The sequence below is a fragment of the Klebsiella sp. 64 genome (genome assembly GCF_018223915.1).
GTDB lineage: Bacteria > Pseudomonadota > Gammaproteobacteria > Enterobacterales > Enterobacteriaceae > Klebsiella > Klebsiella pneumoniae.
Genome location: NZ_JAGRQZ010000020.1, coordinates 164331 through 178754, shown reverse-complemented (window position 1 = coordinate 178754; position 14424 = coordinate 164331). Strand labels below are relative to the sequence as shown.

Sequence of the window (14424 nt, the reverse complement as noted above, 5' to 3'; positions counted from 1 at the left end):
CTATACCTCCCCTCCCCGTTCCGCGCTATAACCGCTCCGATACTCTGTTCCCGTGAGGTGCAATCATGAAAACCCGTGCTGACAATAACGATGCTTTTCCCGAAAGCGGCAATGTGCGTATGCGGCAGGTGGTCCAGTTTCTGGCGATGAGTGAATCGTCGGTTTACCGCCTGATTAAAAACACCGACTTTCCCCGCCCCGTCCACCTATCTTCCCGACTGGTGGTTTTCGATGCCGCTGAAATCCGCCAGTGGCAGCAGCGCCGTACCGCCATCCGTTAATCCACGCTCAGGGATGAGCCGACCGATACCTCATCATGAAACGCGCCCCTTTTCTCTGTAAGCAGTCTCCGGACCGCACGCTCGAAGTGGTGATCCTTGCCGGAAGCCTGGCATGGGAGACCTCACGCGACTGGCGAAAAGATCCTGACCGGGAAGATGATATTCCTCCGGTGGTACTCGGCCCGGATGAACTGGCCGATCTGGACAACCTGACCATAATCAGGCCCGACACGCTTTACGTCCGGGTACTTCGCACCGGCGATATCCGCGAAGAGGAGTTGCTGAAAATCGCCGTAAAACTGGCGCACGCGGGTGTGCAGATGGCCCGGCTGATGAGCCCTGACGGTGAGTTACTGGAGAACTGGACCGGGCAGCTTGAACGCCTGCGACAGGAAAGGCCTTCCGATATCCTGCCGGATCACTTCCGCCTCGATGAAGAAGCGCTGTGGTTTGACAAGCTCACCGAACGACGCGACGGCGAAAGCGACGTCCAGCCCCAGCGCATCTGTTCCCCTCTGCGACCGGGTCGCCCGCTTCCACGGCACCGCCTTTCGTGCCTGGCTGACCTTCCTCACCGGCGACCTGGACGCCAGCACCACGCTGGCGAGAGAGTTACTTCGCCGCTACCAGACGGCCCTGATGCCGGACAACGCCGGAAATCAGGTGCAGCGCATCGTGGCCCGCTTTGCGCTGCTGGCGGTGGCCGGAGAGATAGCGACGCTGCAGGGCATTACGGGCTGGCAGGAAGGCACGGCGTATGAGGCGGTCCGGATCTGCCTGCACGCCTGGCTGAACGAGCGCGGCCATATTGCCAACCAGGAGGATGAAGGCGTGCTGGCGCAGATCAAACGGTTCATCACCGCGCACCAGTACAGCCGTTTTGCCTCGTGGGATGGCCCGGACCGCCCGCTGAATATGGTGGGCTTTCGCCGGGTGGAAAAAGATCCGCTGACGGGCGAGGAACACACGCTGTTCTTCATCCTGCCGGAGGGCTGGCGGGAAATATGCCGGGGATTCAGTCCCGCAAGTGCGGCCAGATTATGCCAGGAAGCAGAATGCCTGCTGCCCGGCAGCGACGGGAAATACCAGTCGCAGGTTCGCCTGCCGGAGATCGGCAAAGCCAGGGTCTACCGGCTCACCTCCCGCATCCTCAGTATCTGAGTGCCATCTCGCGTGTCTTAAATAAAGGTGGTACAGAATGGGACAAGTGGTACAGAGTGGGACAGCCGTTGCTGAATCTGTCCCACTTTTCCGACTGATGTTTTTCAGGTGGTACAGCGCAAGGCCACGGCTGGCGCGGTTGTACCACTTGTCCCACCTGTACCACCTCAAAAACAGAAGGAATGAAAATGGCGAAAAGGGACTGAAAAGGCAAAGGCTGAAAGGAAGGGAGAATAAGGGGAACGGGCCTGCTCTTAAAGGGTCAAATAGCTCGGTATAAATTGATTCCTAACGTATAAAAAAGACATCAATTTCCAGAGCCACTAATTAGTTTGTTTAGTTACAAACGATATGGTCCTGTGAATAGTTATTTTCATAGAGTCATACAGATAAAATCATCGTCCCTTGTTCATTATCTGACGAAAAAAGGAAAATACCATGAGGCCACAACAAGCGTTCAACATGAACGTTTAGTGCATATAAGTCCTCTCTAGTCCAAGATGGTTGCTTCCAGAAGCGTTCAAGATCATGTGCAAACACATCCACCCACCCAGCAAGTTCACGTGCGGCGATTGCTGCACCTACATCAGTATCAGAGTTTAGTAACGGTGATTTACTTATTCCCTGTAAATGGCCGATTAATCGAGCCATAGCAATCAAAATATCAGCTACTGCAGCATGCACAGTCCTAAACAATTTTGAATGATTGTTGTCTATTTTATGTTCTTCTTTTGCGCTAACTATCTTAAAAAAATTCGAATCAAGGGCTCTAATTACGTAATGTGAAAACTCCTGTTCTAATAATCCTTCGGCTCCAAATTCTGCACTTGCAAAAGCATAATAATAGGCACGCAGAGCCTTTCGCATAGCACAATGCATAACAGCTGGATGATTATTCATCATTACGGGCTCCAGCAGGAATTCTGGAAGTACATACTCAAAGTGATTAATTGTATGAACAATAAATAATGATGAAACAAGAAGATGAATAGCTACTTCCCTATTTTGCAGATCTTCACCAGCCAAAGCATGAGCATAATCTTGATGAAAGACAATGCGTACTTTTATTATCCCATTCCGCTTGACTAAAAGAGCAGCACCACCTTGAGCAAGGTAATCTGCTTCACTTTCTGGAGTTTCATTTCCATCAAAACCACGTTCGATATCTTCAAGTGCCTTTTCACAATTAGATGCATATGTAATTCCATCCAATCGTGAAAGATCCAGCCATTGGCTTAGTTTTGCCACAACCCCCTGAACTATCTCATTAATATTCTCAATATCATCACTAAGCCCATCATTAAAAGTAATCTGATAGCTAAATGAAGGACAAGAGATACTTTCCGCAACATTTAAATTATCATAGGCCTTATGTTCACATAGAGTATCCAATGTGTCATGGACAAGATTATCCATTCTATTTTTCCATCGCCCACCAATATTTTTACGTAAATATTCATGAGCAGATGATGCAGCAATAAATAATTCATCACTGCATTCCGAGGCGTCATCGTTGAATCCAGATAGGTCAACATTGATATTACTCGCTCGAACTCCAACAAGTAGTTTCTCGGAAGTAAGAGGCATGATGACAGTAGAGATAGAGGAGGCCATAATATAGGGAAGGTAAACACCCTCTTCCTCATCAAAACCAATAGCTATGCAATCTGGCATAATCGCCCCTTCTTGCGGGGCAGGGAAAATACGCCATAATAATGATTCGAGAGACTGCTTCCGAGCCTCTACAACAACACCATTATTAAGTACCTTTTTATGGCCATAACTAATAGCATCCTCAATACCAGTGAGAAGTTGAGTGAACAAGGGCTGTAATTGAAAGTAAAATGGATTTGCATCACCTAAAAAACTTTCTTTTGCACTCATAAATAGCATTCGCTCTATCGAATCTTTTGGAATGCCAATTTCCTCCGAAACACCCCCCAAGGATTTAGCTATTTCCGGATTTCTATTGAAAGAAGATGCTATATGTTCACTCCATTTTTTATTTGTTGTAGGTTCATCCAGCCCTAAAAGAGATATCATTAACGTTTTATCAGATATTACATCAGCTAAGCCAGAGATAAGTTTTTGTGTGCCATGGCCAAATATACTACGAAGGCTTTTACTTCTAGGTGTTAAATGTGCAATTACTTCTGCAGCAATAGATGCCTCGACATCAGTACCAACGTTTTTTTCCCGCAATATGCGAAGCAATTCCCCTAATCTACCTTCATAATCCGTCAGTTTATCATCAAGAGTTTTATTTGCATCATTTGCTGGCTTAGAGTAAAAATCCCTTTGTGCTGCCACACTATCAGTTTTAGATATGAACATTTTATCTCTGCGATAAACGTGTGTTTGCCCAGATTGCTGGCATATGAGAAACCCGCGCAGGAATAACTGTGGTATATAGTGCTGTTTTCTGCCTGACATACTGATCCCTCAAATATTTTACTTCAGATCATTTCTAATTATTTGGTGATAATAATAAAGTGCGACCGGGGTTACGCTTTTTAAACCGATGATATTGAAGAATCAATTCAGCTAAATCATCGTCAACAGCATAAAAATACGCTTCCGGTACATCAAGCGCTGCAGCCAGCTTACAGACGAGTTTGAAATCGGGTGCATGGACTTCCTTTTCATACGAACTGATCCGCGCGCTTGCGGATTCTTCATCCAGCCCTGCGAGTACACCCAGTTCCGCTTGCGTCAGATCAGCCCTGACTCTTGAAATCTTTAATCTTTTACCAATCACGATTGCCACCCTGCACCTGAACATGCAGGAATTATCCCTTTCTGGGCAGCAACCATCTTCAGGCATTCCCTTATCTATTCATGTATTACTTGAATTTTGATTACATTTAGAGCAATATTCAAGAATTGCGTGATTTATCACGGTTAAAAAGAGAAAACCGATGAAAAAGTCAACAACCAAAGACTGGCACCCCGCCGACATCGTTGCCGCCTTACACAAACGCGGTACCAGTCTGGCGAAACTGTCGCGGGAAGCGGGGCTGGCCTCGTCAACGCTGTCGAATACCCTGACGCGCCCGTGGCCGAAAGGCGAGTGGCTGATTGCCATCGCGCTCGACATGCATCCATCAGAAATCTGGCCCGGCCGTTACCTCAATTCCAGTAACAAACGTGAACCCCGAAAACCGCTTCACCCGATGACAACAACCGACAACTCCGGGACATAACGACCCGCGCTGTGAGTGGCAGGACGCATTAACCAACGACACCTGACAGGAGAGTTGTTTATGCACACCGAACCACAACCATGCACCATCGCACCACTCGCAGGAGGCCGCCATGTTTCTGGTCTCCCTGGCTGAAGGCTTCATCCACCTGTTCCAGGCCGCAGGCAAAATCTTCCTCGACATGATGACCGGGCTTATCCCGATGCTCATCTGCCTGCTGCTGGCCATCAACTTCCTGATGAAGCTGGTTGGCACCGTACGGATGGAGAAAGTCGCCGCCCTGCTCGGCCGCTCGCGCATCCTCACCTACGGCGTGCTGCCGGTACTCGGCTGGTTCTTTATGAGCAGCCCCGGCGCGCTGACGCTCGGTAAGCTCTTACCTGAGAAGAGTAAACCCGGCTATGAAGATGCACTCGGCACCACTGCCCACCCCCTCACCAGCCTGTTTCCCCACGTGGTGCCATCGGAGTTGTTCGTCTGGCTCGGCGTGGCCGCCGGGGTTAAGGAGCTCGGTCTGCCCGTCACCTCGCTGGCGTTGCGCTATATCGCTGCCGCCATGCTGATTGGTTTAATTCGCGGGATTATCACCGAGTACCTGTTCCTGCGGCTCAGCAGGCGGGGGAATGCGCCATGATGATTTACTGCGCGCGTATCGTCGCCATCGGGCTGTTTGTCGCCGACGGCCTGACCGACAAGATGCTCATCACCTTCGACAGCAACGGGCCGAAGGACTGTCTCGATTACTCCCTGTCGCTGGAGCCGTCGTTCCGGGAAGAGAGCCTGATGATACTCCCCGGCGACCGCCTGCTGCTGGCGGGCCATGATTATCTGGTGACCAGTGTTGGCAAAGGGGCACAACAGGCGCTGTTTGAACTCGGCCACCTGACGCTGGTGTTTAACGGCGACCTGAATGCCTGCCATGTCGGCGCGGTTCATCTCTCCGGCCCGGTGCCGAAACTCCGCGACCTGCACGGCAATCTGGTCATTGAGGAGGGACGCCCATGAACACGGTGCTTATTCCCCCCGGCCCCGGTGGCTACGGCAAGGGACTGTGGCTGCCCGTCGGCAGCGGCAAAAAGGTGCTGTCGCTCACCGGGCGGGAAATCCATCCGGTGGCGATTGAAATCGGCGCGCTGACGCAGTCTGAGGTGGTCAACGGCTTTGCCGATATTCCGCCGGATAACGACATCCTCTGCGTGGTGATTAACTGCGCAGGCTCTCTGCGCTGCGGCCTCTATCCGCAGAAAGGCATTCCGACCATCAACGTGCTGCCCACCTGGCGCGCCGGGCCACTGGCGCAGTTTATTACCGAAGAGAATTACGTCTCCGGCGTCACGATGGAGCAACTGGTTCTGGTGGATACCGCCGAAGCCCCGGACGGTAAACCTGAAACGACTCAGGAGCCTGCGCCACGGGTTATCAGTACACCGCCGTCTCCACGAGGCGCGGAGAAACTGGTGCGTATGGTCGAGCAGACCGGCACCGCCGTCGGGCACGTTATCGCCCTGCAGTTCGCCGCCAGCCGCGAGGCGGTGGACGTGTCCCTGCGCAACGTTATCCCGTTTATGGCCTTTGTCTCGCTGCTGATTGCCCTGGTGCAGGAAACCGCGCTCGGCAGCCTGATAGCCCATGCCCTGACGCCGCTGGCGAACTCGCTCTGGGGGCTGGTGCTGCTGTCGCTCATCTGCGGCATTCCGTTCCTCTCCCCGGTGCTCGGGCCGGGGGCAGCCATCTCGCAGGTGATTGGAGTGATGATTGGTACGCAGATTGGCGCGGGTGCGATATCTCCGGCCTTCGCCCTGCCCGCGCTGTTTGCCATCAACGTACAGGTCGGCTGCGACTTCGTGCCGGTAGGTCTTTCCATGCAGGAGGCAAAGCCGGAGACCATTGCGAAGGGCGTCCCCGCCTTCCTGCTGTCGAGACAACTGACTGGGCCGCTGGCGGTAATAGTCGGCTGGTTGTTTTCCCTGGGCTTATTCTGAGGACTCCATGATGAACAAAATCAGAGCCGCCGTGGTCGGCGCAGGCATCTACGGCAGACACCATATGAACGCGTACCGCCATAAGCCGGACACGGTGCTGGTCGCCATCTGCGACACCGACATAGAGCGCTGCGACGACCTTGCCATGGCCTACGGCGTGATGGGTTATACCCGGCTGGATGTCCTGTTGCAGGAGGAAGCCATCGACGTGGTCTCGGTGGCGACACCGGACCCGTACCACACCGAATCCATCCTCACCGCCCTGCGCCACGGCAAACATGTGCTGGCGGAAAAACCGCTCGCCACCTCAGTACGCGAGTGTGAGCTTATCGTGGAGATGGCGCAGCAGCGGGACTTGCTGGTTGGCGTCGATTTCCACAAGCGCTGGGATCCGGCGGTGATGCGCATTAAGGCTGAACTGGATAAGCCGGAAGCCGGGCGCATCCTGCGCGGCCATATCAGCATGGATGACGTAATCAGCGTGCCGACGGAGTGGCTGGACTGGGCGGGGCGCAAGCTCTCCGGTGTGGTTTCTCGGCTCACACTGCTTTGACCTGGTGCGCCACCTCTCCGGCCAGGAGGTGGTGTCGGTGTACGCCGTCGGGCAGAAGCGGCTGATGGCTGAATGCGGCCTCGACACCTTCGACAGCGTGCAGAGCCTGCTGACGATGGCCGACGGCAGTTCGTGGGTGGTGGAAAACTCGTGGGTACTGCCGGAGGGCTTTCCGAAGGACAACGACGGGCGTATCGATATTCTCTGCGAGGCAACGTATATCCGCAGTACTTCCCAACATCGCGGGCTGGAAATCACCACGCCGGGCATGACGCTCACGCCCAACAGCTATTTCATCAACTACCGCAACGGCATCGCCAGTGGTTTCGGTATCGACCCGATCAATGACTTTGTTCACTCCGTCAGACATAAAGCGCCGTACCCGGTCACCGCAATGGACGGACTGGCGGTCAGCCGGATTTGTGAGGCAGTGCACCGCAGCCTGGAAAGCGGCAAACTTGAACGCCCGATAAAGCCATAACTTCAAGGGCTGTACCTGTCTGCTATGTCAGACTGGTAAAGCCCTTAACCCAGCAAGCTAGTCAAAGCACAGGAATGATTTGAAAGCATGGTCAGCTTTGAGCGAGAAGCAGAAGTTTCTGCTTAATTATTTATATTATTGGTGATTTAATTCCCACTCAATACATGATTTCATCATAGGAATAAACCTCTCACAAGATGATGAAAATACCTCAACAAATTTTAATTTGTAACTTTCCGGAACATGCCAATCTTGAGGGATGCTATCTGCGATGGATTGATAAAATTCAATAGGTATTTCACAAATTTTATCCATACATGATTTATACTCTTCTGCAGAATGCAAAATTCCGCGATGATATGGCGATGATTCAATAAACAATTTATTTTCTGTCCATATAAGACCACCTTCCCCCCACGCCTCACAATTATCATCCTCAAAGGCTATTCCAGCATCCATGAATAGCAGTTCACCATTTAACAATTTGCAAGTATCATTTTTTACATCACCTATTGATAGCCAATTATCAAATATTGATTTGCCATAGAGATTTTTTATTTGGTTATTACTGAATTGATAACCCTCAGGCAACTCTTCTAGATTATGCATGAACTCATATGCAATAAAATGAGAAGTTGATACATTTAGTTCACTCTTTACACTTTCTGAAAACTGAACTAGATGGCCCTTTGGCCAAGGTAAACCTATCTTCTCAGCTAATTTAAAAGCTACTAATTCATTAAATAACGCATTTGTTTCATGACCGGACTTGCTGAAATATGTTTTTACAAACCAATCATTGCCTAACTCATCAACACCAATAAAAGGATTGGAGTGATTTGTGGATTTTTCCAGTTTATCTTTAATGGAATTAATTATAATCACGGTAACCTTCAATAGAAACAATAAAATATGACGCGAAGTATAATTGTATAACCAAATAGAGCACAAACATTTTCGAGAGACTCCTGAGTTATTAATTTTTCTACGTGAGCTACCTCTGGTGAAGAGTTTACTCACTTAACCGCATGTCCACTATTGGTGGGTAAGATCATTAAACATGTATCAACCAGACTGAAGGCATAATCTTTGATTATTCCGACATCTGGCACACAGTCGCGCCAGATGCCACTCTGTTCTTCTAACCTCAGTGATGCTGCAACAACACCTGTGAAATCTTCCTCGCTTCATCCGCCGGATCCGCCGAATGCGTGATCGCCGACCCCACAATTACCACATCCGGGCCTAACAGCGCATAGTCCTTCACCGTCTGGCTGCTGATACCACCTGCCACGGCAATCCGGGCTTTACGGCGCGCCTTCAACATCGTTATCAAATCATCAATCGGCTTGCGCCCTGCCGCCTGCTGGTCGGTGCCTGTGTGTACCGCCAGCATATCCGCGCCCGCCTCTTCCAGGAGGCGGACCCGCGCAGGGAGATCGTCGACGCAGATCATATCCACCACCACCTGCTTTCCGGCCTCTTTAGCCGCCCGAATGCATGACTGGATAGTCAACACGTCAGTCACGCCTAACACCGTGACATAATCTGCCCCGGCGTCGAAAAGCATCTGCGACTCAAAATGGCCACCATCCATAATTTTCGCATCCGCCAGCACTTCCTTATGCGGGTATTTTTCTTTAATGGCTTTAATCGCGTTCACGCCTTCCCGAATTAGAAAAGGCGTGCCCACTTCAATAATATCAACGTCGTCAACCACCTTATCAATAAATACCAGCGCTTCAGGCAGGGTTAACTCGTCCAGGGCAAGCTGTAATTTCATGTTGGTTTCCTTGTGTTGAATGACTATTCGAGGTTGGCGTGCAGCGCAAAGCCTTTGGTTAAGTGATATCCCGTCGACTGGGCCAGATTCACAATCATGGCGTCACCCAGCACCATGACAGCCTCTTCAAACAGGCTGCCGCCGGGCAGAATTCCTTTCACGTTATCCGGTCCATCCGGCAATTTGTCGGTATAGGCCGGGATCCTGACCACCACATCCGCCAGTTTCCCCAGCGTGGACTCGGGGAAAATGGTCAGCAAGGCCACGGTGCCACCCAGTTGCTTCGCTTTCGCAGCCACATTCACCAGCGAAGCCGTTTCGCCCGATGCACTCGCCAGTAACAGCAGGTCGCCTTTTTGCAGCGCAGGCGTGACCACATCGCCGACAACATGCACCTTCAGGCCGATATGCATCAGGCGCATCGCAAAAGCTTTCAGCATTAACAGCGAACGCCCTGCGCCAAAAACAAATACCGCGTTCGCCTCAGCGATGGCCTGCTCCAGACTCGCCAGTGCGGCACCATCAATCCGCGACATCGCCTGATGCAGGTCAGTACAGGCAACGCCTGCAACAAATTGCGTTTCCATCATGCGTCCTCCTGACTGAGCGGGAATAAATCATCCTGATACTCGAGCATCCCCATGATTTCCCGGACATAGTTATCGACATGCCCCAGAAAATGGAAACGTTCCGGCGCGGCGCGATAGCGCTGGTAAAGTGGCGTATCGAAGGTGATGCCAAGATGCGGGTTCTCTTTGACGGTGGCGAATTTGATGTACGGAATATGCGGATAGTAATGATTCTTGCGCACGCAGAGCTGCCCGTTCTCCTCCACGATGTAGCAGGCCATACCGTGGTAAAACTGCACCGTGTCGTAGTGAACCGCGCAGGGTTTATACGCCAGGTTGCTGAATACCAGCGGCCCGTCGCCGATATTGATAGAGCAGTGGCCGTAATTCGGCGGCACGATAATGCTCTGCCCTTCCTTCACCACCGCTACGATAAGATCGTCCACCAGCAGATCTTTTGGCTCAACGGCAAAATCCGGCGACTTTTGCAGGATATACGCCGCAGTGCCCTTAATCACTTCATACACTTCCGGATGGGTGTTGCGCCGCGTATCGTTATAGCCGTGATAGTGACCGCTGGTTTTCTTGCGCTCCTTGCCAATCGTTCCCGGCATGATGATGGTGATGTCGTACTGATACTGATCAGCGGCAAGCCGTTCCTGATCCTCCGGAAAGCACAAGCCGCGATAAACATCGTAAGCCGGTTCATCGCATAGCGCTTCGGTGAACTCCGGTAAGACCACCGCCATCTGCCCGGCGCTTTTGCGGCCAAAGCCGAGATAGTTTAGCGGCGGTTTCAGCGCCATTACGCCATCATCATCGAGATACAGCGGCAGGCCGCTGTGGTGTAGCTGTTTCATTTTGCCTCCTGTGTATACGCGTTAGCTGCGCGGATCGCCTCTTTCAGCCGATCGGACTTCATGCCAAATACGCTCTGGATGTTGTTCCCGACCTCGACGATGCCCGCCGCGCCAAGCTGTTTCAGCAGCGCTTTGTCCACCAGCGTCTTATCCGTTACGTCAATGCGCAGACGCGACATGCAGGCTTCGATGCTGGTCATATTTCCCAGTCCGCCATAGGCCAGAATGATGCCGCTCACCAGGTCGTTTTGTTCGCTTTCCTGCGCCACCGCGTTTTCTTCAACCTCACGCCCCGGCGTCAGCAAATTCCAGCTACGAATAGCAAAGGTAAACAGGGCGTAGTACAGCGCCCCCATCACCAGCCCGACCGGGAACACCATATACCAGTGAGGCGCGCGCGGCAGGACGCCAAAGAACAGATAGTCAATAAGCCCGCCAGAGAAAGAGAGCCCGATATGCACGCTGAACCACTCCATCAGCAGGAACACCAGTCCCGCCAGGACGGCGTGAATGCCATACAGCACGGGCGCAACAAACAGGAAGGAGAACTCAATCGGCTCGGTGATGCCGCAGACAATGGAGGTGATCGCGCCAGAGAGCATAATGCCCTTCACCCGCGCTCTGTTTTCCGGGCTGGCACAGCGGTAGATCGCCAGCGCAATCGCCGGAATACAGAACATTTTGATGGGCGTCAGCCCGGCCATAAAGGTTCCGGCGGTAATCGGCACCTGGTCTTTCAACTGGGCAAAGAAGATAAGCTGGTCGCCATGCACCACCTGCCCGGCCTTATTCACGTACTCGCCAAACTGCAGCCAGAAGGTCGGCCACCAGACATGGTTAAGACCAAACGGGATCAGCAGCCGCTCGACAAAACCAAACAGGAAGGCGGACACGCCCGGCCCCTGCACCGTCATGGTATTCGACAGGCCATTAATCAGATGCTGAACAGGCGGCCAGACCACCGCCATCACCAGCCCGACGAACAGCGCGGCGAAGGAGGTTATAATCGGCACAAAACGCTTGCCGGAAAAGAACTCCAGCCACGAAGGAAGCTGGATGCGGTAATAGCGTTTATACAGCCAGGCGGCGATAATCCCAATGATGATGCCGCCAAACACGCCAGTCTGGAGCGAAGGGATGCCCAGCACCATCGTGTAGTCACGCACCTGCGCCACCGACTCGGGCGTGATCCCCAGAAACTGGCCGATGGTGACGTTCATAATCAGAAACCCGGCGATCGCCGACAGCCCGGCAATGCCCTGATCGTCACTAAGCCCTACCGCCACGCCGACCGCAAACAGCAGCGGCAGGTTAGCGAAAATCACGCTGCCTGCTTCCGCCATCAGCTTCAGCACGTGAACCAGCCAGTCCGCGCCGAGAAACGGCAGGCTGGCGACAATATTGGGATCCTGAAAGCTGACGCCGAAGGCCAGCAAAATACCGGCGGCAGGCAGCATGGCAATGGGGATCATGAGCGATCGCCCGATGCTTTGTAACATTTGCAGAAGGTTGAATCTTTTCATCTCGATCTCCTGAGCGCGTCTTTATGACAGGGATTCGCACAACAGCAGGTTCTGCTCCGAACACCTTCAGTATCCGAACCGGGGATGATTAAAAAAACAGCAACCAAAGACGAAAGTTATTTCCGGTTTTCGCTTAAAACCGGAAAATTTATGAGGGCAATCACGCCGCAAACCGTCAGAAAGAGATAAAAGAGGAAATCGCGTTCGGCGGGAGGCCATCATATGAATATCTTCGAGGCGCATTTTCGCAGACTGCACGCCCGCTACGGCGCAGGTCAGACGCACGAATTACAGATGCAGGAGATCGCCGCCATCTTCGGCTGTTCAGTGCGTAACTGCCGTATTGCGCTGAAGAAGATGCATCAGGAAAAATGGCTCGACTGGCAGCCGCAGCGCGGACGCGGCAAGCGCTCACGGCTCCATCTGTTAACCTCGCCGGAAAAGCTGTTCAGCCAGAACGTCAATAAGCTGCTGGAGAAGCAGGATTACGGCAACGTGCTGAGGTTTATCGGCAACGACAAGTATCTGCTGGATCGCCTGAGCCTGTGGCGCTTTGGGGTACAGGATAAAAGCAGCGAAACGCGGGTGCGCATCCCCTACTACCGCAATCTGGATCCGCTTAATCCGCTCGTTCCCCTGCGGCGAACCGAACGCCACCTCCTGCGCCAGTGCCTGAGCGGGCTGACGCGCTATGACGCCATTCAGGGCAGGATCGTCCCCGATATCGCCCACTACTGGACCCACAACGACGACTTTACCCGCTGGGAGTTCTGGCTGAAATCCACCGCCCGCTTTGCCGATGGCAATGAGCTGGATGCCAGCGCCGTTCAGCGCGGCCTGCTCGCCGCCAGCCAGAGCCCGCAGTTCGCGCCGCTTTTCAGCCCAATCAAAGCCATCACCGCTGACGCCCCCTGGCATCTGGTGATTGAAACGCATCACCCGGTCAGGCGGCTCGACTGCCTGCTCGCCACCCAGCCGACGATGCTGTTTGATTACCAGCACGGACACATCCGCTGTACCGGCGCTTTCCACCTGCAGGAGCACAGCGACAACTTTATGGTTTTGCGGCGCAATCAACACTGGCATCAGGCGCGCCCCGGACTGGATGAGATCACCATTTTCACCTGGGCGCCAGAACATATCAGCATGAGCTTTATTCCCCTGCTGCGGGGCGAAGAGGCGCAGGATGACCGCCCGCTTAACGAGCGTAGTCTGGAACAGGGATGCTGTTTTGTTCTGCTCGACGGTGACGGTGCCTTTGCGGATGAGGCCAGAAGACGGTTTATCAATTATCTGCTGCAACCTGTCGAACTCCTCAGCCAGACGCAGCTTCCCGACGAATACGCACGCATCCTCTCCGTTGCTCAGGGCATGCTGCCGCATTGGAATCACCGCCCGGTGGATTTCGGCGGGATCACCGCGCCGTTTAACCTGCGTCAGCCGGTGATCATCAGCACCTTTCAGCAACCGGAACTGGCGGAGCTTGCCGGGGCGATTCGCATCCTGCTTGAGCGCTGGCATATTCGCGCCGAAATACGGATCGACGCATTTGACCGCTTTAACAGCCAGCCGCTTCCTCCTGCGGATATCTGGCTCAGCAACTTTATGCTCGATACGCTTTCGGTTCCGGCGTTTCTGGAATGGCTGGCGTCCACCACGCTGTTTACACGACTGCCTGAATCCCAGCGACGCAACCTGAACGCCCTGCTGTCGACCATTCTGAACAGCGACGATGAACAGGCATTCGCCACCATTGCCGCCTTTTTCCATGAGATTACCCATCAACGATATGTCATTCCTTTGCTGCATCACTGGATGGAATTTGCGACCGAGAAGTCATTTACCTGGCGGGATTTAAATACGCTGGGATGGCCGGATTTCAGCCAACTTTGGCTCGAATAATGCTACGCCCGCAAAAGCTCGCTAAAGGGCCTTTAAAGGCCTTTAAGGGTAAGGGAGAGAAGTGTGGGATTTGGGGGGGAATGTTTGACCATCTGCATTGGCTACGTCCTCACGACGGAGCCTGTT

The 14424-nt window shown here is 52.9% G+C and carries 13 protein-coding genes and 2 pseudogenes; 8 read left to right on the top strand and 7 right to left on the bottom strand.

Annotated elements, in window-relative coordinates:
- Positions 1-65: 65 nt before the first annotated feature.
- Both KHQ23_RS16345 and KHQ23_RS16340 read left to right on the top strand, forming a co-directional pair.
- Entirely contained in the window at positions 66-281 is a 216-nt protein-coding gene (locus KHQ23_RS16345) for an AlpA family transcriptional regulator (RefSeq protein WP_015958823.1), read from the top strand.
- Positions 282-316: 35 nt separating this feature from the next.
- Positions 317-1442 (top strand): annotated as a pseudogene (locus KHQ23_RS16340) (hypothetical protein).
- A gap of 381 nt (positions 1443-1823) precedes the next feature.
- Here the strand turns inward: KHQ23_RS16340 and KHQ23_RS16335 are convergent.
- Together KHQ23_RS16335 and KHQ23_RS16330 are read right to left on the bottom strand one after the other, a co-directional pair.
- Complete coding sequence (locus tag KHQ23_RS16335; protein ID WP_071889157.1) at positions 1824-3875, bottom strand: DUF4238 domain-containing protein; 2052 nt, start codon at positions 3873-3875, stop codon at positions 1824-1826.
- Between the two features lie 34 nt (positions 3876-3909).
- Positions 3910-4266, bottom strand: a complete 357-nt coding sequence (locus tag KHQ23_RS16330) for a helix-turn-helix domain-containing protein (RefSeq protein WP_087652692.1) — start codon at positions 4264-4266, stop codon at positions 3910-3912.
- A gap of 94 nt (positions 4267-4360) precedes the next feature.
- Here KHQ23_RS16330 and KHQ23_RS16325 point away from each other — a divergent pair, with 94 nt between their 5' ends.
- From KHQ23_RS16325 to KHQ23_RS16305, 5 genes and pseudogenes are all read left to right on the top strand, one after another.
- Positions 4361-4645: a helix-turn-helix transcriptional regulator gene (locus tag KHQ23_RS16325; protein ID WP_000749979.1), complete on the top strand. Its 285-nt coding sequence runs from the start codon at positions 4361-4363 to the stop codon at positions 4643-4645.
- Between the two features lie 112 nt (positions 4646-4757).
- Entirely contained in the window at positions 4758-5279 is a 522-nt protein-coding gene (locus KHQ23_RS16320; RefSeq protein ID WP_015958827.1) for a PTS glucitol/sorbitol transporter subunit IIC, read from the top strand.
- A complete protein-coding gene (locus tag KHQ23_RS16315) occupies positions 5276-5650 on the top strand; it encodes a PTS glucitol/sorbitol transporter subunit IIA (RefSeq protein ID WP_015958828.1) in 375 nt (124 codons plus the stop codon). Before KHQ23_RS16320 ends, KHQ23_RS16315 begins: the two co-directional genes overlap by 4 nt.
- Positions 5647-6627, top strand: a complete 981-nt coding sequence (locus KHQ23_RS16310; protein ID WP_073553689.1) for a PTS glucitol/sorbitol transporter subunit IIB — start codon at positions 5647-5649, stop codon at positions 6625-6627. The genes KHQ23_RS16315 and KHQ23_RS16310 overlap by 4 nt, the downstream gene beginning before the upstream one ends.
- Positions 6628-6637: 10 nt before the next feature.
- Positions 6638-7661: pseudogene (locus KHQ23_RS16305) on the top strand (Gfo/Idh/MocA family protein).
- 135 nt (positions 7662-7796) lie between these two features.
- Here KHQ23_RS16305 and KHQ23_RS16300 read toward each other — a convergent pair.
- The 5 genes from KHQ23_RS16300 to ptsG form a co-directional block, all read right to left on the bottom strand.
- Positions 7797-8546: a HipA family kinase gene (locus KHQ23_RS16300; RefSeq protein WP_123615962.1), complete on the bottom strand. Its 750-nt coding sequence runs from the start codon at positions 8544-8546 to the stop codon at positions 7797-7799.
- Between the two features lie 262 nt (positions 8547-8808).
- The gene (gene hxlA, locus KHQ23_RS16295; protein ID WP_015958833.1) at positions 8809-9444 is read right to left on the bottom strand and encodes a 3-hexulose-6-phosphate synthase; all 636 of its coding nucleotides are present in this window, start codon (positions 9442-9444) and stop codon (positions 8809-8811) included.
- 23 nt (positions 9445-9467) lie between these two features.
- A complete protein-coding gene (gene hxlB, locus KHQ23_RS16290; protein WP_049771237.1) occupies positions 9468-10031 on the bottom strand; it encodes a 6-phospho-3-hexuloisomerase in 564 nt (187 codons plus the stop codon).
- On the bottom strand, positions 10031-10873 hold the full coding sequence (locus KHQ23_RS16285) for a glucose-6-phosphate isomerase family protein (RefSeq protein WP_015958835.1): 843 nt from the start codon (positions 10871-10873) through the stop codon (positions 10031-10033). Before KHQ23_RS16285 ends, hxlB begins: the two co-directional genes overlap by 1 nt.
- On the bottom strand, positions 10870-12396 hold the full coding sequence (ptsG, locus tag KHQ23_RS16280; protein WP_032434937.1) for a glucose-specific PTS transporter subunit IIBC: 1527 nt from the start codon (positions 12394-12396) through the stop codon (positions 10870-10872). The genes KHQ23_RS16285 and ptsG overlap by 4 nt, the downstream gene beginning before the upstream one ends.
- 222 nt (positions 12397-12618) lie before the next feature.
- On the opposite strand from ptsG, the gene KHQ23_RS16275 reads away from it, so the two are divergent.
- Positions 12619-14298 (top strand): SgrR family transcriptional regulator, encoded by a 1680-nt coding sequence (locus tag KHQ23_RS16275; RefSeq protein WP_015958837.1) that lies wholly within the window; start codon positions 12619-12621, stop codon positions 14296-14298.
- Positions 14299-14424: the final 126 nt, after the last annotated feature.